General features: G+C 55.0%; 18 protein-coding genes. 4 read left to right on the forward strand and 14 right to left on the reverse strand.

The genetic code is table 11. From position 1 onward, the window contains the following. Window positions 1-13: 13 nt before the first annotated feature. The 11 genes from ACHUEV_RS14780 to ACHUEV_RS14830 form a co-directional block, all read right to left on the reverse strand. Window positions 14-949 carry a 2-hydroxyacid dehydrogenase gene (locus tag ACHUEV_RS14780; RefSeq protein WP_394181188.1) on the reverse strand — a complete coding sequence of 312 codons (936 nt, stop codon included), beginning with the start codon at window positions 947-949 and terminating at the stop codon, window positions 14-16. Further along, window positions 949-2,088 carry a rod shape-determining protein RodA gene (gene rodA / locus ACHUEV_RS14785; protein ID WP_394181190.1) on the reverse strand — a complete coding sequence of 380 codons (1,140 nt, stop codon included), beginning with the start codon at window positions 2,086-2,088 and terminating at the stop codon, window positions 949-951. Before rodA ends, ACHUEV_RS14780 begins: the two co-directional genes overlap by 1 nt. After that, the gene (gene mrdA, locus ACHUEV_RS14790; RefSeq protein ID WP_394181192.1) at window positions 2,085-4,025 is read right to left on the reverse strand and encodes a penicillin-binding protein 2; all 1,941 of its coding nucleotides are present in this window, start codon (window positions 4,023-4,025) and stop codon (window positions 2,085-2,087) included. Before mrdA ends, rodA begins: the two co-directional genes overlap by 4 nt. Then, window positions 4,022-4,588, reverse strand: a complete 567-nt coding sequence (locus tag ACHUEV_RS14795; protein ID WP_394181194.1) for a rod shape-determining protein MreD — start codon at window positions 4,586-4,588, stop codon at window positions 4,022-4,024. The genes mrdA and ACHUEV_RS14795 overlap by 4 nt, the downstream gene beginning before the upstream one ends. Then, the gene (mreC, locus tag ACHUEV_RS14800) at window positions 4,581-5,504 is read right to left on the reverse strand and encodes a rod shape-determining protein MreC (RefSeq protein ID WP_394181196.1); all 924 of its coding nucleotides are present in this window, start codon (window positions 5,502-5,504) and stop codon (window positions 4,581-4,583) included. The genes ACHUEV_RS14795 and mreC overlap by 8 nt, the downstream gene beginning before the upstream one ends. Before the next feature lie 22 nt (window positions 5,505-5,526). After that, window positions 5,527-6,564: a rod shape-determining protein gene (locus ACHUEV_RS14805; RefSeq protein ID WP_045998371.1), complete on the reverse strand. Its 1,038-nt coding sequence runs from the start codon at window positions 6,562-6,564 to the stop codon at window positions 5,527-5,529. Between the two features lie 301 nt (window positions 6,565-6,865). Next, window positions 6,866-8,425 carry a 2-isopropylmalate synthase gene (locus ACHUEV_RS14810; RefSeq protein ID WP_394181198.1) on the reverse strand — a complete coding sequence of 520 codons (1,560 nt, stop codon included), beginning with the start codon at window positions 8,423-8,425 and terminating at the stop codon, window positions 6,866-6,868. A gap of 12 nt (window positions 8,426-8,437) precedes the next feature. Further along, a complete protein-coding gene (locus ACHUEV_RS14815) occupies window positions 8,438-8,794 on the reverse strand; it encodes a cupin domain-containing protein (RefSeq protein WP_394181200.1) in 357 nt (118 codons plus the stop codon). A gap of 450 nt (window positions 8,795-9,244) precedes the next feature. Further along, complete coding sequence (locus tag ACHUEV_RS14820) at window positions 9,245-9,772, reverse strand: RICIN domain-containing protein (RefSeq protein WP_394181202.1); 528 nt, start codon at window positions 9,770-9,772, stop codon at window positions 9,245-9,247. A 28-nt stretch (window positions 9,773-9,800) separates the two neighbouring features. Beyond that, the gene (locus ACHUEV_RS14825) at window positions 9,801-10,442 is read right to left on the reverse strand and encodes a PEBP family protein (protein WP_394181204.1); all 642 of its coding nucleotides are present in this window, start codon (window positions 10,440-10,442) and stop codon (window positions 9,801-9,803) included. 267 nt (window positions 10,443-10,709) lie between these two features. Beyond that, window positions 10,710-12,116, reverse strand: coding sequence for an MORN repeat-containing protein (locus ACHUEV_RS14830; protein ID WP_394181206.1), 1,407 nt, complete (start codon window positions 12,114-12,116; stop codon window positions 10,710-10,712). Between the two features lie 155 nt (window positions 12,117-12,271). Between ACHUEV_RS14830 and ACHUEV_RS14835 the strand changes: the two genes are divergently transcribed. The 3 genes from ACHUEV_RS14835 (at window position 12,272) to gltX (ending at window position 15,787) form a co-directional block, all read left to right on the forward strand. Continuing rightward, on the forward strand, window positions 12,272-13,933 hold the full coding sequence (locus tag ACHUEV_RS14835; RefSeq protein WP_394181208.1) for an NAD+ synthase: 1,662 nt from the start codon (window positions 12,272-12,274) through the stop codon (window positions 13,931-13,933). Between the two features lie 31 nt (window positions 13,934-13,964). Continuing rightward, complete coding sequence (locus ACHUEV_RS14840; protein ID WP_394181210.1) at window positions 13,965-14,393, forward strand: DUF1801 domain-containing protein; 429 nt, start codon at window positions 13,965-13,967, stop codon at window positions 14,391-14,393. A gap of 71 nt (window positions 14,394-14,464) precedes the next feature. Then, complete coding sequence (gene gltX / locus ACHUEV_RS14845) at window positions 14,465-15,787, forward strand: glutamate--tRNA ligase (RefSeq protein WP_394181211.1); 1,323 nt, start codon at window positions 14,465-14,467, stop codon at window positions 15,785-15,787. Here gltX and ACHUEV_RS14850 read toward each other — a convergent pair. The 3 genes from ACHUEV_RS14850 to ACHUEV_RS14860 are packed head-to-tail and all read right to left on the reverse strand — an operon-like array spanning window position 15,784 to window position 19,519. After that, on the reverse strand, window positions 15,784-16,332 hold the full coding sequence (locus tag ACHUEV_RS14850; protein ID WP_394181212.1) for a gamma-glutamylcyclotransferase family protein: 549 nt from the start codon (window positions 16,330-16,332) through the stop codon (window positions 15,784-15,786). The genes gltX and ACHUEV_RS14850 overlap by 4 nt on opposite strands. Then, window positions 16,329-18,833 (reverse strand): ABC transporter permease, encoded by a 2,505-nt coding sequence (locus tag ACHUEV_RS14855; RefSeq protein WP_394181214.1) that lies wholly within the window; start codon window positions 18,831-18,833, stop codon window positions 16,329-16,331. Before ACHUEV_RS14855 ends, ACHUEV_RS14850 begins: the two co-directional genes overlap by 4 nt. Beyond that, window positions 18,830-19,519, reverse strand: coding sequence for an ABC transporter ATP-binding protein (locus ACHUEV_RS14860; protein WP_394181216.1), 690 nt, complete (start codon window positions 19,517-19,519; stop codon window positions 18,830-18,832). Before ACHUEV_RS14860 ends, ACHUEV_RS14855 begins: the two co-directional genes overlap by 4 nt. On the opposite strand from ACHUEV_RS14860, the gene ACHUEV_RS14865 reads away from it, so the two are divergent. Beyond that, complete coding sequence (locus tag ACHUEV_RS14865; RefSeq protein WP_394181218.1) at window positions 19,497-20,201, forward strand: arylesterase; 705 nt, start codon at window positions 19,497-19,499, stop codon at window positions 20,199-20,201. The two genes, ACHUEV_RS14860 and ACHUEV_RS14865, sit on opposite strands and share 23 nt — an antisense overlap. The last annotated feature ends 1 nt before the right edge of the window (window position 20,202 follow it).

The following is a 20,202-nucleotide window of genomic DNA, read 5'->3' on the forward strand; positions in this document are numbered from 1 at the left end:
CGCAACGTCGTTGTTAATATCCGGCGTTGCGGTCGACGAGGTGCAAGAATGGCTTTCCGGCCTCACCACGCGCGATGTTTTCCGCAACCACCTCTGCCGCGAGATCAGCGCGGGTGGCAGATGCGATGTGCGGGGTCACTGTAACCTTTTGGTGAGACCAAAACGGATCTTCTGGGGTCAGGGGTTCGACGCGGAAGGTATCAAGCGTTGCATGCGACAGGTGATCTTGATCCAGCGCAGCAAGCAGTGCCTGATCATCAATCAACCCGCCGCGTCCGGGGTTAATGACAACAGCGCCCTTTGGCAGCTTTGCTATCGCCGCCGCATCAAGCGTGTTTTCGGTGGCCGGAGTTTTAGGCAGAAGCAACACCAATATCTGAGCGCTGGATAACGCCGCCTCAAATCCATCTGGTCCGGACATACAGTTTAGCCCGTCGATAGATTTCTGACTGCGGCTCCAGCCGGTGACAGGAAATCCTAACTGCGCGAGCGCTTGACCGCAGGCCTGACCCAATGCACCCAATCCCAGAATTGTCACTGGGCGCTGCTGCGCAAGTGGCGGTGTCACGTCATTGCGCCAAACGCCGTCCTGCCCGTTGATATGGGCATCCATCCCCAGATGATGCCGCAGCACATGCCCTGTCACCCATTCGAGCATCCCCTGATCCAGCCCGCCACCAACCATGCGGGCCAATGGGATCGTCAGGGTGTCATTGCCAACGATGTCCTCGACCCCGGCCCAAAGCCGTTGCACGAGTTTGGCGCGAGTGAATGGTGCGAAATCGCTGATTGGGGCCTCACCACCACCAAAGACGATATAGTCGACCTGATCAGCCGGGAGATCGCGTGCCAAATGGAGCTTGAACGGCAACGAGGCAAAAGCTGTATTCAGATGCGGCGCATATTCATCCCAAGATGAATCATTGCCGGTAAATAGGATATTGATCATTAGCGTGGCCTATGGACGTGGGCGCTTTGGACAAGGCCAAAGGCAACAAGAAGGACGAGCATGGCAGAGCCGCCATAGCTGACGAGCGGAAGCGGAACACCCACCACGGGCGCAAGCCCCATGACCATCGCCATGTTCACCGCAAAGAACAGGAAGAAAGTCATCGCGATGCCTAGCGTCAGAAGTGAGGCAAAACGGTCGCGGTTACTGATCGCTGACACAATGCAGAACACAACAATCAACAAGTAGAGTAGCAGCAGCGTAGACGCGCCCACGAACCCGAACTCTTCTGCCAAGGTCGTGAAGATAAAGTCAGTGTGTTTTTCAGGAAGAAAGTTAAGGCGTGACTGTGTCCCTTGCATGAACCCGCGCCCCGTCCAGCCGCCCGAGCCAAGGGCGATCTTGGCTTGGGTGATGTGATAACCTGCGCCAAGCGGGTCGTTCGATGGGTCGATGAAGGTATCAATGCGCCGGAACTGGTAGTCTTTGATCAATTGCCAAGTCGTGCCTCGGCTTTCGAAGACCGCGACAATTGCTGCGACACCCGCGCCGACAACCGTCGCGAAATAGGCCCAATGAACGCCAGCCAAAAACATGACGGTCGCGCCGCCCATCAACAGCAATAGGGCGGTCCCAAGGTCAGGCTGCTTGAGAACAAGCATCGTTGGGACAAGAATAAAGATGACAGGTAATGCCACCCATAGTGGGCGCGATGTTTTCTCGTTTGGTAGCCAGTCATAGTAGGCGGCAATGAACATCACGACGGTAATCTTGGTCACCTCTGATGGCTGCAAAACCATAAAGCCAAGGTCGATCCAGCGTTGGGCGCCCATGCGGACCTCGCCGAACAATTCGACCGCGAGCAGAAGCAAAAGTGACCCGCCATAAGCGACAAAGGCCATGTTGCGCCAAAACCAAATCGGCACCATCGCGACCACGAACATCAAAAACATGCCAAGGCCAAAGCGTTTCAGCTGTGGCTCCATCCATGGCGTCGTGGACCCACCGGCGACGGAATAAAGCATCAAAAAACCAGCGCAGGCGACAGCGGACAGCAGCATGACTAACGGCCAGTTGACGTACCAGATTTTGCGCAGCCCTGTTGGGACGTGCTTGGTATTATGGGCAAGATAGCTCATGCGCGGCTTTGGGCCTTTGCGCCCATAGGAATACGCGTTTCGATCCGGCGCTGTTGTTCCGCGATCTTGTCACGAACGTTTTCTGGGTAGGCGTCTAGCGGTGGTGCGCCACCAAATTGCGCCTGCAAGATCACATCACGGGCGATGGGCGCCGCGGCACTCGACCCCCCGCCGCCGTGTTCAACGATGACAGCGACAGCATAGCGTGGGTTATCAAGAGGCGCGTAGCTGACAAACAGCGCGTGGTCACGACGTTCCCACGGCAAATCTTCGTTACGGGTAACCCCGGCGGCACGTTCTTCGGCTGTGATGCGGCGCACCTGACTGGTTCCGCTTTTGCCGGCCATTTTATAGCCATCAGTGAGGATGCGCGCCCCATAGGCTGTACCGCGTCTGCTATTGCAAACGTCGTCCATGGACGCGCGAATGCGGCGCATCGTGTTTTCGTTCAACCCAAGGCTTTCGCCGCGCCCGCTGGGTTGTTCTACACCGTCGATCAAACGTACTAGCCGCGGGGTGATTTCGTGACCCGTTGCGATCCGCGCAGTCATCACGGCCAATTGCAGCGGCGACGCAAGGACATAGCCCTGACCAATTGAGGCGTTGACCGTGTCGCCGATACGCCAGTCTTCGCCGCGCACCGACGATTTCCATTCTTTGTCAGGGGCAAGCCCCGAAGCGACCGCTGATAGTGGAAGGTCATGTTTGATGCCAAGGCCAAGCTTGCGGGCCATTGCCGCCATCTTGTCGATACCAACGCGCTGGGCGATTTCGTAGTAATAGCAGTCACAGCTTTGCTTTAGGCTGTCATGTAGGTTGATGTTGCCGTGCCCGCCGGATTTCCAGCAGTGAAACCGAATACCGTAAACATCGGTATAGCCGGGGCAATAAACGGTCTCATCTGCCGCAACGACGCCATCTTCCATCGCTGCTAGTGCTGTGATCATCTTAAAGGTCGATCCGGGCGGGTAGGTCCCTTGGACGGCTTTCGCGGCAAGTGGGCGGTACTTGTCTTCGTTCAGGCCGGTCCAGTCTTTGACTGAAATGCCGCGCACGAAGAGGTTTGGATCGAATGATGGGGCAGAGGCAATCGCGCGTAAATCGCCGTGTTCTAGATCAATGACGACAACACCCGCAGATTCCCCATCCAGCCGGGCTTGGGTATAGGTTTGCAGGCGGTTGTCGATTGTCAGTTGTACGTCTTTACCGGCGTCACCTTCTTGGCGATCCAGTTCACGCATCACCCGACCAACGGCGTTGACCTCGATCCGGCGGTGGCCAGCGCTGCCGCGCAGGGTATGTTCTAGTTTGTTTTCAGCGCCTGATTTTCCGATCTGGAATTTCGGAATTTGCAAGAGCGGGTCCTGATCGTCGATCCGGCTGAGGTCATAGTCACTCACTGGGCCAACGTAGCCAACAACATGGGCAATGTCGGCACCCCACGGGTAAACGCGGCTTTGGCCGACTTCGGCCTGAATGCCGGGCAGGGCCGGGGTGTTCAGATTGATCTTGGCAACATCGTCCCATGTCAGGCGTTCAGCGATGGTCACGGGCACAAACGGCGACCGGCGCTGCATTTCTTCCATCGCACGGGTCAGTTGTTCTGGCGCGATATCGACGATTTGCGTCAGTTTCGACAGGACTTCGCCAACGTCACCAGCGTCTTCGCGGACCATGACAACACGGTAGTTTTGTTCATTGTCGGCAATCGCTTCACCGTTACGATCAAAGATCAAACCACGGGATGGAGGAAGTAGCCGAATGTTGATGCGGTTTTCTTCGGCCAACAGGCGAAATTCATCAGCATGTTCGACCTGCATGGACCGCATCCGCCAACCAAGCACCGCCATGATCGCGATTTGCGATGTGCCCACGACTAAGGCGCGGCGGCTAATGGTCCGTGCGCTTTCGATAACGTCTTTGGGTGGCCTCTTCATACGCGTTGCCCTCTGCTTCCGGTTTCACCGGGTGTGACGCGGGTGATGCCAAACAGATAATGCATGATAAGGACCACCAAAGGGTAGACCGCAATTGTCAAAATCATTTGAAGAAGGATCATGTCAAATGGCGCGACGGGCACGGCAAGGATAGCTAGGATCAGGCGATTTGCGATGCTAATTGCTGCCACGCCAAGCGCGATGCTTCCCCATTCTGCCAAAAACGGAAGGGAACGGAATTCGCGACTACGTTTGCGCAGCTGTTCGGTCAGGACAACAACGAGGCCTGCCCATAATCCCGGCGGACGTTGAAAGATCAGATCGCCCATTAGAAAGATAGCGGCGATCATCCAGACGGGAGCATATTTTGGCCTGCGTGCGACCCACACCAACGTCACAGCAAGGCAAATATCAGGCGAAACCAATCTGAAATGCCAGCGGGCGATGTCGATGACACGCGGTTCCATGCTTTGTGGGACAAGCTGAACAACCATGATGACAAAAGCGATGAACAAAAATGCACCGCGTTTGATCCATACTTGGGTATCAGCAGGGCTAGCCATCGCTGGGCACCACTGGTGGTAAGGCAGAAGATGGCAATGCAGCCGGACCGTAAAACTCTGCCTCGGGCGTCAGCAGGCCACCGGGATCGTTGATGGTTTCATGCGGTTGCGAACGCAACACGCGTAAGAACTCCAGCCGCTGATAATCCGCAGACAGCCGAACCCGCAGGCGTTGATCAGTGCCAAGCGCCACTTGGCCAACCAACAGATCAGCAGGAAACACGCCGCCATCACCAGACGACACGACGCGGTCGCCGGGGCGGACAAGCGCTGTGTCTTCAAGAAACTCCAGAGGAGGATTCAGCGTGTTGTCACCAGCTAAGATAGCTTTTTGGCCGGATGGTTGGATCGTTACAGGAATGCGGCTGGATGTGTCAGTCAAAAGCATCACGCGGCTGGTTTCCTGACCGACGCCAGCAATGCGGCCCACTAAGCCGATACCGTCCATCGTGGGCCAGCCGTCGATAATACCATCACGTGCGCCGACATTCACCAGAACAGACTGACGAAAGGGTGACCCGCTGTCAGCGATAACCACGCCAGTGACATAGGTCAGCTTTGGATCAAGGCTCACGTTGTTCAGATCAAGCAGCTTTGCGTTTTCTTGCTCAAGCTGAAGCGCGGCTTCTTTCCAGGCTTTCATTTGCTGAAGCTCGCGCCGTAAATCTTGGTTCTGTGCCGAAAGCTGTTGATAGCTTTGGAAGTCTGTCACCAGCCCAACAATGCCGTTGATTGGGGCCATGGCCCAGTCAAACGATGGAACAACCTTGTCTATCGCGGCGGCCCGAAACCGTTCCACCCGAGGGCTGTCGATCCGCCAGACAAGAAACAAACCAAACAGCGCAAGCAGAAGTACCCCAACCAGCAACCTGCGGATCGGGGTAACAAAGTCTTCGGTGTTCTTGTCTCTTGCCAAGGGCAATTATCCCCGGTCTGACTTAGCTGTCGTAGTCGATCACGTGCCGCAGCTGTTTTTCATACTCAAGCGCGCGGCCAGTACCCAATGCCACGCAGTTCAGCGATTCATCGGCAACCGAAATCGCAAGGCCAGTTTGTTCGCGCAGCGCCAGATCAAGCTGACCCAGCAGCGCGCCGCCACCTGTTAGCATGACACCGCGATCAACGATGTCCGCAGCAAGATCCGGTGGAGTTGCTTCCAATGCGGTCATTACTGCTTCGCAAATTTGCTGCACAGGCTCTGCGAGCGCTTCGGCGACTTGGGCTTGGCTGATTTCAGTTTCCTTTGGGACACCGTTCAACAGGTCGCGGCCACGGATATGCATCGACTGGCCACGGCCATCATCGGGCATACGTGCGGTGCCGATAGATGTCTTGATGCGTTCTGCAGTTGCTTCACCGATCAACAGGTTATGCTGACGGCGTAGATAGTTGATGATCGCCTCATCCATGCGGTCGCCACCAACGCGTACGGAACGGGCGTACACGATGTCACCCAATGACAGAACCGCAACCTCGGTCGTACCACCACCGATGTCGACGACCATGTTACCTGTCGGGTCTGTAATCGGCATGCCAGCACCAATCGCAGCAGCAATCGGTTCGGCGATTAGGCCAGCGCGACGTGCACCAGCAGAAAGCACCGACTGGCGGATCGCACGCTTTTCGACAGGTGTTGCGCCATGCGGGACGCAGACGATGATCTTGGGTTTTGAAAACGTCGAACGGCGGTGAACCTTGCGAATGAAGTGTTTGATCATTTCTTCCGCAGTGTCAAAGTCAGCGATCACACCATCGCGCATTGGGCGGATGGCTTCGATGCTTCCCGGGGTCCGGCCAAGCATGAGTTTTGCGTCTTCACCAACAGCAAGGACCTTCTTTACGCCGTCTTTCACGTGATAGGCGACAACCGAAGGTTCTGACAGAACGATGCCCTTGCCTTTGACGTAGACCAGCGTGTTCGCGGTCCCCAAGTCGATCGCGATGTCTGAAGAAAATAATCCGCCGAAGCCTGCCATTTCGTGGTCTTCCGTTCTGATTGTGTTTTTACCGCGCCGTCCCGTGACGCCCATTGCCGATAGTTATACGGCGGCATGAACAGGGATAGAAGCCCTTCATTCAACGAACCAAGCGGCATTTCGCAGATTTAACTTTTGCAATATTTTTTGTTAAATATTGCCAAAACTAAGCGAAAAGATATCACTTTTTCAACTTATGTGGTGGTGCGTGCGCAACAAGACGCAAATCGGCGTCTTCACACAAACGAGAGCGGGCGACCCACATGATTAGGCCGCCCGCAATATTCGAGTCGATATGACCTTAGCGGTCTTTGTAGCTGACACCCTTTACATCGTACCCGGGCTCGGACTGTTCACGGCGGACCAGCAGGCGGTTCAGTGCGTTGATGTAGGCCTTGGCGCTGGCGACGACTGTGTCGGTGTCTGCGGACTGGCCAGTCGCGATGCGACCTTCTTCTTCCATGCGCACAGATACAGTTGCCTGCGCGTCAGTGCCTTCGGTGACAGCTTGTACTTGGTACAGCTGCAAACGGGCACCGTGCGGGAACAGCGCCTTGACCGCGTTGAACGTTGCATCAACAGGGCCGTCACCGGTGGCTGATGTCTTAACGTCAGTACCGTCGATCTCCATCACCATGTCGGCGGTCTGCGGACCTTCGGTGCCGCAAACAACGCGCAGCGATTTTAGCTTAAGGCGGTCTTCGTCGCCACTGTTTTGATGCATCAGTGCCAGCAGGTCGTCGTCAAAGACTTCCTTCTTGCGGTCAGCCAAATCTTTGAAACGGACGAAGACATCTTTCAGCTGATTGTCGGCCAGATCATCAAAACCCAGTTCGTTTAGTTTTGCGCGCAACGCAGCACGGCCAGAGTGTTTGCCCAGAGGCAGTGAGGTGCCAGACAGACCCACATCAGCTGGACGCATAATTTCGAACGTTTCAGCGTTCTTCAGCATGCCGTCTTGGTGGATGCCGCTTTCGTGTGCAAAGGCGTTCTTGCCAACGATGGCTTTGTTGAACTGCACCGCGAAACCAGACACCGCCGCAACACGACGTGAGATGTTCATGATCTTGGTCGTGTCGATCCCGGTTTCATAGGGCATGATGTCGCCGCGCACCTTAAGTGCCATGACGACCTCTTCCAGCGCGGTGTTACCGGCACGTTCGCCCAGGCCGTTGATGGTACATTCGATCTGACGCGCGCCGCCTTCGACAGCAGCCAAAGAGTTGGCAGTCGCCATGCCCAGATCGTTATGGCAGTGCGTTGCAAAAATCACTTCATCGGCACCGGGGACGGTTGCGATCAGCTTGCGGATCAGGTCGGCGCTTTCAACGGGCGCTGTGTAACCGACCGTATCGGGGATATTGATCGTCGTGGCACCGGCCTTGATCGCGATTTCTACGACGCGGCACAGGTAATCCCATTCTGTGCGGGTCGCGTCCATTGGGGACCATTGCACGTTGTCACACAGGTTGCGGGCATGGGTGACCGTGTCGTGGATACGTTCGGCCATTTCATCCATGTTCAGGTTCGGAATGGCGCGGTGCAGTGGCGACGTGCCGATGAATGTATGGATGCGAGGAGATTTCGCGTGCTTTACGGCCTCCCAGCAGCGGTCGATATCTTTATAGTTTGCGCGGGCCAGGCCACAGATCGTCGACGTCTTTGCCAGACGGGCGATTTCGCTGACGGCTTTAAAATCACCTTCAGAGGCGATCGGAAATCCAGCTTCGATAATATCGACGCCCATTTCGTCCAGCAGTTCAGCAATTTCCAGCTTTTCCGCATGTGTCATTGTCGCGCCCGGTGACTGTTCGCCGTCGCGCAGGGTGGTATCAAAAATCAGAACTCTATCTTTGGTCATCTGATCATTCCTTCAAATATGGTCTTTGGGGGCGGCGGGTCGATCCGCGTCGCCGGAATTTGGTTCACCTTGCGGTTCGATCAACAGCACTTTGGCTTCTTGATCTGCACGAGGGCGATGTACGACACCTTTGGGTACGATGAAAAGCTCACCGGCGTTAAAAGTCACACTTTCCGCGCCTTCAAGGTCCATTGTGACCTGACCGTCGATAACAAGAAAGAAATCGTCGGTGTTGTCGTGCTTGTGGTAGGGGAATTCGCCTTGAAACTTAACGACCATCACGTCGTTATTGTTATAGCTGGCGACCACCTTGGGATCCCAGTGGGTGTCAAAAAGCGATAGCTTTTGCGCAATATTAATAGCTTGCATGGTTTTTCCTAACTCTGATGGGGTGTTTTCAGCGCTGTATCTCAACTCCTCTGAGCACGCGCGCCAAACAAGGCCGCGCTCAGAGGCGAGTTAGGAGTAGGTCAAGGCCACGCGCAAACGGCGCCGGAAGGCGCTGCGGGTTTGCGATATGTTGGGCGTTGAACATGGCAGGGACTATACGCGGGTTTTTCGTGTTGAAAAGAAATAAATGCGAAAGAAAGATGACGTTTCGTAGGATGTAACTACTATCGCTACAGAAATCATGCCCGATCAACGAGGGTAAGGGAGGCTGATTGTTTTTTCCCAGCGCGACAGTTTTTCTGTGCAGTTGCGGCGAACGGCAAGTATGAGCCTAGACTAACAACTACTGCAGGTTGGTCGAACGACGGCTTTCAAGAGAATCCAAAAAAATATGCCGGGAGCTGGCAAGACCGACCCCCGGCTGAAATGTCATTCAGCTGTGCGGTTTGCCCAAGTCTGGGTCACACTCAAATCAGTCGAGCAAGCCTCTAGAGTTAGCGCGATCATCTGGTTCTCGTCGCTCCGGCCCGTGCGGGTTTCTCCAGTCAATGTCAGGCACATTTCTGGTGCGGATGCGGGTGCAATCGTACCTTCACCATCAAAGGCCCAGCTTTGCGCATCAGAGCCGTCGCAAGCGGCCAGTTCAACCGTCGCTCCGGCCTCAGTTGATGGCGCCTGCATGCAGACGTCAAATTCGGGCATGTAGAGCACGCCATCCGCGAATTGTTCAGGGTCAAAGGCTTGATCAACGAAGATTTTGCCCGACGGGCTATAGCAGGTGTGGGCCTGTAGACCATCATCAGGGTTGGCGTTTTCGCCCTGACCTTTGGCTATATCCAGGCAATATCCGCTTTGAATGTTATCGAGCATGTCGACGACATAAACCTCGACGTTTTCGGCCATAGCTGTACTGGCGGCAAGTGTTGCGATCAGGATTGACGCAGTTGATCGGAGCATTGTGGTTTCCTTTGTTTTAATGCGTGATTTACTCGACCGTGATACGGCAGAGCACTGTGTTGCTTTGTTCTAGATCGGGCCCCCAGATCAACTGGGCGTTCTCGTCCCAAGAAATCTCATCATACCCAAACTTGGGGCTGACTTGCGCGGCGGTGTAGACATCCGCCTGTGCCCAGCCCGAAGCATCGAAACTCGACAGATCCCAACCTTCCGGCTCTTCAGAGGCTTCAAATCCACAGGGCGCTTCGCCCGCAATTGGATTGCCTTCACTTTCACAGGACTTGCTCAACGGCGCGGTGTGTATCACCGCGCATTGCCAACTGTCGTCGCTGACCAAGATGGTTTCACTGGAGGCATCCCTGATCTGAAGGATAACACCGCCATCTCCCATCTGCTGGCGACCTGTGCCAATGTATTCCAGTCCCGTATCATTCTCTTTGAAGTCTTTGGCGATGAGGCCGATGACGAATGGTCTTTCAGCATTGAAGGAAAAGCTTTCAGCATTGAATGACCGCTCAGTCGTGATGGGAACGCTGTCTTCAGCAACTTGTTCGCCGTTCACACGCATTTCGAACCAGTTGTCCGCCCAAACATCTACATCATAGGTCTCGGCGTATAGCGAAGACGTTTGGACAAGAGCCGAAATCAGTATGATGGTCATGAGCCGCATTACAATCTCCAAAATGTCGATCTATTTTATATATTACGGACTTGCCGCTCATTTCCGTCTATTTTTCTTTGTATACAAAAAAGCGAACTTTCACGCAGTCACATTGAAGATACGTTCTGTCCGCGCAGCAGACATTCATTCTGGATGGAAAATGACCCAGTTTCAATCTGTCGGTTGGAAGTGAGCATTTTACAAAGCAGCGCCAAGAACTAAAAAAGCCCCCGGTGGAAAAACCGAGGGCTTTGATTTTAATGGTGTCGAATTCGCCTATTCGGTGGTTTCAGAGACTAATGCGCCGTCGGACCAGGTGCCTGTGCTTTCTTGGCCTGTTGCGTAGGTCATTGTACCTTCACCTTCGCGGCGGCCGCGTACAAATGATCCTTCGTAGACATCGCCGTTGGCATAAGTCGCGACACCTTGACCGTTGATCATGCCCTCAGACCAGTCGCCGACATAGTTGAAACCATCAGGTAGTGTGATTTCACCTTTGCCATTACGCTGGTTGTCTGAGAATTCGCCGATATAGACGGTGCCATCTGCATATGATGCACGGCCCATTCCGTTGCGTTGGCCCTCTGCCCACTGACCTTCGTAGGTGTAGCCGTCAGTGTAAGTCATCTTACCTTGGCCATGGTTCTTAGCGTTTTGGAATTCGCCTTCGTAGACAAGACCATTGGTAAATGTCGCGACGCCAGAGCCGCTAATCACACCGTTGTCCCAGTCACCTTCATAGGTCGAACCGTCAGGGTAGGTCATTTTGCCTGTGCCATGTGCCAGATCGTCGACGAAGCCGCCGACATAAACAGATCCGTCGGGATAGGTCGCTGTGCCGTTGCCTTCGATTTGGCCTTCGACCCAGTCGCCCTCGTAAACATAGCCGTCTGCGCCACGCAGTGTGCCTGTGCCGTGACGCTGATCATTGGCGAACATGCCTGTGTAAACGTCGCCGTTTGCATAGGTCACGGTGCCTTCGCCTTCGCGTTTGCTTTCGACAAAGTTAGCTTCGTAGACGTCACCGTTGGTTTGGGTAAGCGTGCCTTGGCCTTGGATTTGGCCATCGACCCATTCACCGCTGTAGATCACACCATCGGCCATGGTCATAGTGCCGGTGCCGTCTCGTTCGCCTGCGGTCAGCGTACCTTCGTAAACTGCGCCGTCAGGGTATGTGATTCGACCTTGGCCTTCTTTGATGCCGTTGACCCATTCGCCTTCATAGACGTAACCGCTTTCGCTCGTCATGGTGCCGGTGCCGTGGTACATCGCGTTCCGGAATTCACCTTCGTAGGTTAGACCATTGGCGTAATGCGAAATGCCCTGACCTGTGATGTTACCGTCAACCCAATCGCCTTCGAATGTGCCGCCATCTGCAAATGTGATTCGGCCTTTGCCCTCTGGCTTGCCGGCGACGAACTCGCCTTCATAGACAGAACCGTTGGCAAATCGCGCAACGCCTTGGCCGCGGATTTCGCCGTTTACCCATTCGCCTGTGTATTCATATCCAGTCGGAAGCCGATAAGTGCCCGTACCATGCTGCTTTCCATCAAGGAATTCACCTTCATAGACGCCGCCATCATCATACTGCTTTGTTTGGACTGTTTGCGCGTGTGCGCTAGTCGCCAACCCAACTGTAAGCAGGGCCACCGCCATTGTCTTAGGTAATCCAAACGTCTTCATTCGTGTAACTCCGATCACTTCCTCACAAATGCAGCTTATGTAAGGTGCTGCATTCTGACAACGGTTAAGGACACGCAAAGCATGCATTGTTTTGCGGCCGCCTTTCTAATACCCGTCATTCTGCTACATGAATTGCCGTGAATTAGGACAAAACTATGACGAAAATGTTCCGCCTTACGATGGCTCAGCTGAATCCCGCCGTCGGTGACTTGACCGGCAACGCCACGCTTGCGCGCGAGGCATGGGAAGCAGGCCGTGAGGCCGGAGCAGATATGGTCGCGCTGCCTGAGATGTTTATCACCGGATACCAGACGCAGGACCTTGTTCAAAAGCCCGCGTTTGTGGCCGATGCAATGGCCCATATCATGTCCTTGGCCGCTGACTGTGCTGATGGTCCTGCCCTTGCAATTGGTGGCCCGGCTTTTGAGGATGATCGCCTTTATAACTGTTATTTCATTCTGCGCGGAGGAGAGATCATCGCGCGTATGAAAAAGCATTTTCTACCGAATTTTAACGTCTTTGACGAAGTGCGTTTGTTTAAAAGTGACGACATTTCAGGGCCTTATGTGGTCGGTAATGGCCCGCGATTGGGTAGCCCAATCTGCGAAGACGCATGGTACCCCGATGTCGCTGAGACAATGGTCGAAGCCGGTGCTGAGATTTTGGTTGTTCCGAATGGTTCACCCTATTTCCGCAATAAGTTCCCAATCCGCCTGAACAACATGGTGGCACGTGTCGTCGAAAACGATGTGCCGCTGGTCTACCTAAACATGGTTGGTGGTCAGGATGACCAGGTGTTCGACGGCGGGTCATTCGTGCTGAACCGTCATGGCAAACTTGCGATGCAGATGCCGGTGCTGCAAAGCGCGATTGCCCATGTCGACTTTAAACAAACAGATGCTGGTTGGGAGGCAATCCCCGGCGAAATGGCGACCCTGCCAGGCGACATCGAACAAGACTATCACGTGATGGTTGTGGGTCTGCGTGACTACATGCGCAAGACGGGCTTTAAGAAGGTGTTGTTGGGTCTATCTGGCGGAATCGATAGCGCGATTGTTGCCGCGATTGCGACCGATGCGTTGGGCCCAGAAAATGTGCGCTGTGTGATGCTTCCGTCTGAATATACGTCGCAAGGGTCGTTGGATGATGCGGCGAAGGCCGCAGATGCGCTGGGTGTGAAATACGACATCGTCAATATCGCAGGCCCACGCGCCGCAGTGACCGATGCCTTGGCCCCGTTGTTTGGTGATATGCCTGCTGATCTGACTGAAGAAAACATTCAGTCCCGTATTCGTGGCCTGCTGTTGATGGCGCAGTCAAACAAGTTTGGCGAGATGCTTTTGACAACGGGAAACAAATCCGAAGTCGCAGTTGGTTATGCCACGATCTATGGCGATATGGCGGGCGGATATAACCCGATCAAAGACATGTATAAGACGCGCGTCTTTGAAACATGCCGCTGGCGGAACGCAAACCACCGCGATTGGATGAAAGGCCCGGAAGGCGAAGTCATCCCTGTTGCGATCATCGACAAGCCGCCATCGGCTGAGCTGCGTCCTGATCAAAAAGACGAAGACAGCTTGCCGCCTTACGACATTCTGGATGGTATCCTAACGATGCTCGTCGATGAGGAAGCTTCTGTCGCGGATTGCGTCGCAGCAGGCTATGATCGCGAAACGGTCAAACGCGTAGAGCACCTGATTTACATCAGTGAATATAAACGCTTCCAGTCCGCACCGGGGCCGCGCTTGTCGAACCGCGCGTTCTGGCTCGACCGCCGTTATCCGATCGTGAACCGTTGGCGCGACAATACCTGACAAACACGGGTGGGCTGGGTTAAGCTGAACTATGGCTGAAAACAAAACCCAACCCACGGCACAGGCTGTTTCTGAATTCATTGCTACGGTGGAACCGCAGCGCAGGCACGATGATGCGGTCACGCTCAACGCGCTGTTCCAAAAGGTCACGGACTGGGAACCACGAATGTGGGGGCCGTCTATTATTGGGTATGGGCAGTATCACTACAGCTATGACAGCGGACGCGAAGGCGATTTTCTGGCGACGGGATTTAGCCCGCGCAAAGCAAATTTAGTTATATACATCATGCCCGGCTATGCCGATTTCAGCGATATTCTAGGACGCCTTGGTAAGCACAAATTGGGCAAATCGTGTCTTTACATTAACAAGCTGGCGGACGTTGATATCGAGGTTCTCGGTGAATTGGTGCGCGCAGGTTTGGATGATCTGAGCAGCAGATGGCCCGTCACTGCGACCTAACCTTGATTTCCCCTCTATGGTAGACAATTCGTGGCCAATATGAGAAGGGCGTCCCAACAGGAGAACGCGTTATGACAATCACGAGATTCGCCCCATCGCCAACCGGCTGGCTGCACATCGGCAACCTGCGCGCTGCGCTATTCAACTATGCGATTGCACGACAGAACGGCGGGCAGTTTGTGCTGCGGATCGATGATACAGACGCCGAGCGTTCCAAAGAGGAATATGTCGAAGGCGTCAAAGAAGACCTGACATGGCTTGGCATCAAATGGGACCGGATTGAACGCCAGTCTCAGCGGATGGACCGTTATGAGCTAGCCAAAGAGCGCTTGATCGAAATGGGCCGTCTGTACGAGTGTTTTGAGACACCGACAGAACTGGACCTCAAGCGCAAAAAGCAGCTGAACATGGGCAAGCCACCGGTCTATGACCGCGCAGCGCTGTCGCTGACTGACGCGGAAAAGGATGCCTTGCGCGCAGAGCGCGGGTCACACTGGCGCTTTAAGCTGGATCACGAACGGATCGAATGGACGGACGGGATCATCGGTGACATTTCGATTGATGCCTCATCGGTCAGTGATCCGGTTCTGTTCAAGAACGGTGGTCAAATTCTTTATACTTTGGCGTCTGTCGTTGATGATATTGAAATGGGCATCACTGATGTTGTCCGCGGTTCTGATCACGTCACCAACACAGCGACGCAAATTCAGATCATGCAGGCGCTGGGTGGCACGCCGCCGCGCTTTGCGCACCATTCGCTGCTGACTGGCCCACAAGGCGAGGCGCTGTCAAAACGCCTTGGCACGCTGGCACTGCGCGATTTGCGTAAATCTGGAATTGCACCGGAAGCGATCCTTTCTCTGATGGCACGTCTTGGGTCATCCGACCCGGTTGAACTGCGTGCGAATATCGACGAAGTGATTGCTGGGTTTGATATTTCCAAGTTTGGTTCGGCACCGACGAAATTCGATGCTGCAGACCTTGGCCCGCTGACCGCGCGCCACCTTGCTACGCTTTCGCACGAAGATGTCGCAGAAACGATCAGCGCAGCTGGTGTCCCTGCCGAATTGGCCGAGCCATTCTGGAAGGTCGTTCGCGACAACATCAACACGCTCGATGATGTTGCTGGCTGGTGGGTTCTGTTCCGCGATGGCGCGACGCCGCTTGTCGATGATGAAGATCGTGAATTTATTTCTCAAGCGTTCTATCTGTTGGATAACCCACCTTACACGAGTGAGACTTGGGGAAATTGGACGAACCTTGTGAAAACCGAAACTGGTCGCAAAGGTCGCGGACTGTTCATGCCGTTGCGCAAGGCGGTCACCGGTCTAGAGCGCGGACCAGAGATGGCCGATGTTATGCCTCTTTTGCAGGTTAAGCCGACGCTGGATTAAACCCGGATCACGTTTTGTAGATGACGATCAACAAGGGCGGTTTCGCCCTTGTTTAGTTTTTGGTGACGCGGATAGCGCGGTGCGCTTCTGTCATCCCAAACTGGGCCCCATCCATCAGTGGTTTCGAAAAATGCGGCAACACCAGCAGTGCCGAACATTTGTAGATATCCCTGCACCACAACATCCAAATAGCTTAGCAAGATCGGGTGCGAGACCGTCGGCCCGGCATGAAGCGTTTGATTAACTTGATACACTGCGGTCGCAGTTTGCAGGCCGTTGTGTTTGGTCTGGTCCGTTACATCATGTCGCCGATACGCCGCTTCGCGTTCGTCTAGTGCTACCCAATCCGCATTGGGTACGCGAGCAACAACACCTGCGATTTCACTTTGATCGTCGGGGATGACGGATAGATAGGCCACTTCACGTGTCGTCGTGCTTTGCCAGACCCTCCGCCACCCGGATAACACCGCCGGTCGTGGTTCTTGGTAGTCATGCGTGGATAGGTTCACGAGGCTACCGTAACCAAAGAATGCTGGATCGTTCATTCGCGTGCTCGTAAGATTTGGGCGGGTTTCGCGGACAATGATCGCCAAGCAAAGCCAAGGCCCGCCAGCGTAGACGCAAGAACTCCACCGATGATAATGAGCAATGCATTCGGCCAAATGACGCTAAAGCTTGTTTCCATGATGTAGGTCATGACGGCCCATCCGCCTAAGATGCCAGCACCCAATGCGACGATCCCTGCGGCAAACCCCAGCAGTGCGGATCGCAGCGCGAAACTGATCAGAATGCGCCGACGCGAAGCGCCAAGCGTCTTTAGTACGGCGGCCTCGAATGTGCGGGCGCGTTCTCCGGCTGCGGCTGCGCCGATTAGTACCAAGAACCCGGTAACCAGAGTAATTAGGGCGCCATAGCGTGTCGCGGCCGCGATCCCACCGATCAGTTCAATCACTTGGTCAATCGCGTCACGGATACGGATGGCGGTGATATTGGGGTAGGCTGTCGCGAGGTCGCGCAGGATTGCGGCCTCGGCCTGTTCTTCGGCATAGACAGTTGCGATCCAGCTATGTGGGGCACCTGCCAGTGCGGCCTGATTGAGTGCAAGGACAAAACCAATTCCTGCGTCTTCCCATGTGACATTACGAAAGCTGGTGATCGTTCCTGTAATGTCGCGGCCCAGCACGTTCACGGTCATCGTATCGCCCAGTTCCAATCCCATCTCTGTGGCTTCTTCTTGGGAAAAGCTGATTTGGGGTGGGCCGTCATAGCCTTCGGGCCACCATTCGCCTGCGGTAATCTCTGTCCCTGTCGGTTGCGCATCGGCGTAGGTGATGCCGCGATCACCTTGAACCACCCAATGCCCGCCGGCTGCTCTTTGGGCTGATTGGCCGTTGATTTGCGTGATCACGCCGCGCAGCATTGGGGCGGTTTCAACTTTGCTGACGGCTGGGTCACTATCTAGCCGCGCGTTAAATCCGTCGATTTGATCGGGTTGGATATCAACAAAGAAATAGCTGGGCGCAACTGCGGGCAATTCATCTGAGAAAGACTGCTGCAAATTCCCGTCGATCTGCCCAACCGAGGCAAGCACAGTTAGCCCAAGCCCTAGCGAAAGAACCACAGAAGTGGCCTCGCCACCTTTTGCGCCAATGGAGCCAAGCGCCAACCGTAGGGCTGGGCGGCCTCTTGCCGTTGTGCGTAGGCGGCGGGCAACCCAGCGGATTATGATCGCCGCGATTACAAGGATAAACAGCGACCCTGCGATGCCGCCTGCCGTCCACAGTGTAAGGAACGCTGTTCCAGAAAATTTGATTGCTGCTGCGACGAGTAAGATGACCAATGCAGTCAATGTGCTTAGGTACTTTATTGGCGGCAATGTTCTGGCACTGCCAAAGGCATCGCGGAACAGGGTCGCTGCGCGGATGTCTTCGGTCTTGGCAAGCGGCCATAGTGTAAAGATCAGCGCGGCAAGAACACCGTAAACGGCGGCCTCGATTAACGGCTGTGAATAGACTTTGAAAACTGCAGGGATGGGCAGGCGCGCCTCGATCACTGGCGCGAACAATACTGGCAGACCCGCGCCCAAGACTAAGCCAATACAAATACCAAACAGCGCGAGCACCCCGATCTGGATAAAGTAAGTCTGAAAGATGGTCGCCCTTGTGGCGCCCAGCGTCTTAAGCGTCGCGATAACGTTTGTCTTGCCTGCGAGGTAAGCCCGAACTGCGGCGGAAACGCCTACGCCGCCAACAGCCAGCCCGGACAAGCCAACAAGGATCAAAAACGCGCCAATCCTATTCACAAATTGTGCCGTGCCACCGGCGCCCCGCCGACTATCGCGCCAGCGTAATCCATCGTCTCGGAATTGGCGCATAGCATCACGGCGCAATGCGGGCAGGTTGGCCCTATCAGGCAGATCCAGCCGGTAATTGGTAGAAAACAACGTGCCTTCGTTCAGCAGCCCAGAATTCGCCAAAGCGTCTATTAGAACGATTGTGCGCGGCCCTAGGCCAAAGCCACCAGCCGCATTGTCCGGATAACGGTCGAGGATCGCACGAAGTGTGAAGTCTTGGGTGCCCAACCGAAACCCATCACCGGGTTTCAGGCCTAGCCGGTCTGCAAGGACGCGTTCCATCACGCCGCCATGATCGGCAAGTGCATCTGCCAAGGGCATTGGCGGGTCTAGGACGACCGAACCAATCAGGGGATACAGATCATCAACTGCACGAATTTGCGTAAGCCCTCGTTCGTCACCCACTACAGCCATTGACCTAAAATCAACGGTTTCCGAGACGTGATCGGCGATACTATTCAGCCACTCTAATTCTGTATCTCGGGCAAAACGATAGGTGAATTCGACCTCGGCATCGCCGCCCAAAAGTGCCGCACCGTCGCGTTTTAGCCCAGCTTCAATCCCAGCACGCACTGTGCCAACGGCGGCAATTGCGGCCACACCCAGCGCAAGGCAGGCCAGAAAAACACGAAAACCACGCAGACCACCGCGTAGTTCGCGCATAGCAAAGCGCGATGCGATCCGGATACTCATTCTGCGGCCTGTGCTTGGGTTTCGATCCGTCCGTCACGCAGTCGTACGACGCGGTCACAACGCGCGGCCAATTCTGGTGCATGCGTTACCATGATCAGCGTGGCGCCGTGTTTGTCGCGCAGATCAAACAGCAAACTCATAATCGCCTGACCATTCGTTTGGTCAAGATTGCCAGTAGGTTCGTCAGCGAGCAAGATCCGAGGGCGCGGTGCTGATGCGCGGGCAAGCGCGACGCGTTGCTGTTCACCTCCCGACATCTGGCTGGGATAGTGATTGATCCGGTCACCAAGCCCCACCGCCTGCAATTCTGCCTCTGCCCTTCCAAATGCATCCGCCACACCAGCCAGTTCCAGTGGGGTCGCGACGTTTTCTAGCGCGGTCATCGTCGGGATCAGGTGGAAAGATTGGAACACCACCCCCATATTGTCCCTGCGAAAGCGCGCAAGCTGGTCTTCGTTCATCGTCGTTAGCTCTTGGCCGAGCGCCACGATACTGCCAGACGTAGCCTGTTCCAGCCCGCCCATGAGCATAAGGAGTGACGATTTGCCCGACCCACTTGGCCCAACAAGGCCCAATGTTTCCCCCGCCCCAACATCAAGCGAGATGTCATGCAAAATATCGACGCGCCCCGCATTCCCATCAAGTGAAAGATTAGTGTCGGAAATGGATAGAACAGGATCGGTCATGCAGGCGGCCTTTGGTCAAATCTGGTCTAATGGATATGGTGCGTCACGGTGGCTGCGCAACCTTACTATCGCGGTTTTGCTAACTACTGGGGCAGTTCAGGCAGAAACTGTCACGATCGCGGCGCTTGGTGACAGTCTGACGGCTGGCTACGGGTTACAGCAAAACGATGGGTTCGTGGCGCAGATGCAGGCTTGGCTGAATGAACAAGGCTCTGATGTGCGAGTCATCAACGCCGGTGTGTCCGGCGACACAACAGCAGGTGGACGCAGTAGGGTCGATTGGACACTGACCCCGGACGTTGATGCGATGATCATTGCACTTGGCGGGAATGACTATCTGCGTGGGATCGACCCACAGGTAAGTCGTGATAACTTAGATGCGATCTTGGCCGCAGGGCAGGCCGCAGGCGTTCGCATGCTTTTGGTCGGGCTGGATGTTGGGGCGAATTACGGACCCGACTATGAAACGGCGTTTGAGCAGAACTATGTTGAACTCGCGGAAAAATACGACGTTCCATTGTACCCTGATATGCTGACCGGAATGCGCGCACAGGCAAGTGATCCATCGCAATTGGGTGCTTTGCTTCAGGCGGATGGGTTGCACCCAAACCCGCGCGGAGTGGCATTAATCGTCCGAGATTTGGGGCCGACTTTGTTAGAGCTTGTCGCCACGGTTGAGTAGG

Source organism: Yoonia maritima (assembly GCF_043641945.1).
Taxonomy (GTDB): Bacteria; Pseudomonadota; Alphaproteobacteria; order Rhodobacterales; family Rhodobacteraceae; genus Yoonia; species Yoonia maritima_B.

Excerpts from the sequence above, each read along its gene's own strand:
- ACHUEV_RS14780 (WP_394181188.1), bottom strand. The coding sequence starts at position 949 with ATGATCAATATCCTATTTACCGGCAATGATTCATCTTGGGATGAATAT.
- rodA (WP_394181190.1), bottom strand. The coding sequence starts at position 2,088 with ATGAGCTATCTTGCCCATAATACCAAGCACGTCCCAACAGGGCTGCGC.
- mrdA (WP_394181192.1), bottom strand. The coding sequence starts at position 4,025 with ATGAAGAGGCCACCCAAAGACGTTATCGAAAGCGCACGGACCATTAGC.
- ACHUEV_RS14795 (WP_394181194.1), bottom strand. The coding sequence starts at position 4,588 with ATGGCTAGCCCTGCTGATACCCAAGTATGGATCAAACGCGGTGCATTT.
- ACHUEV_RS14805 (WP_045998371.1), bottom strand. The coding sequence starts at position 6,564 with ATGGCAGGCTTCGGCGGATTATTTTCTTCAGACATCGCGATCGACTTG.
- ACHUEV_RS14810 (WP_394181198.1), bottom strand. The coding sequence starts at position 8,425 with ATGACCAAAGATAGAGTTCTGATTTTTGATACCACCCTGCGCGACGGC.
- ACHUEV_RS14815 (WP_394181200.1), bottom strand. The coding sequence starts at position 8,794 with ATGCAAGCTATTAATATTGCGCAAAAGCTATCGCTTTTTGACACCCAC.
- ACHUEV_RS14820 (WP_394181202.1), bottom strand. The coding sequence starts at position 9,772 with ATGCTCCGATCAACTGCGTCAATCCTGATCGCAACACTTGCCGCCAGT.
- ACHUEV_RS14825 (WP_394181204.1), bottom strand. The coding sequence starts at position 10,442 with ATGCGGCTCATGACCATCATACTGATTTCGGCTCTTGTCCAAACGTCT.
- ACHUEV_RS14830 (WP_394181206.1), bottom strand. The coding sequence starts at position 12,116 with ATGAAGACGTTTGGATTACCTAAGACAATGGCGGTGGCCCTGCTTACA.
- ACHUEV_RS14835 (WP_394181208.1), top strand. The coding sequence starts at position 12,272 with ATGACGAAAATGTTCCGCCTTACGATGGCTCAGCTGAATCCCGCCGTC.
- ACHUEV_RS14840 (WP_394181210.1), top strand. The coding sequence starts at position 13,965 with ATGGCTGAAAACAAAACCCAACCCACGGCACAGGCTGTTTCTGAATTC.
- gltX (WP_394181211.1), top strand. The coding sequence starts at position 14,465 with ATGACAATCACGAGATTCGCCCCATCGCCAACCGGCTGGCTGCACATC.
- ACHUEV_RS14850 (WP_394181212.1), bottom strand. The coding sequence starts at position 16,332 with ATGAACGATCCAGCATTCTTTGGTTACGGTAGCCTCGTGAACCTATCC.
- ACHUEV_RS14855 (WP_394181214.1), bottom strand. The coding sequence starts at position 18,833 with ATGAGTATCCGGATCGCATCGCGCTTTGCTATGCGCGAACTACGCGGT.
- ACHUEV_RS14865 (WP_394181218.1), top strand. The coding sequence starts at position 19,497 with ATGGATAGAACAGGATCGGTCATGCAGGCGGCCTTTGGTCAAATCTGG.
- ACHUEV_RS14860 (WP_394181216.1), bottom strand. The coding sequence starts at position 19,519 with ATGACCGATCCTGTTCTATCCATTTCCGACACTAATCTTTCACTTGAT.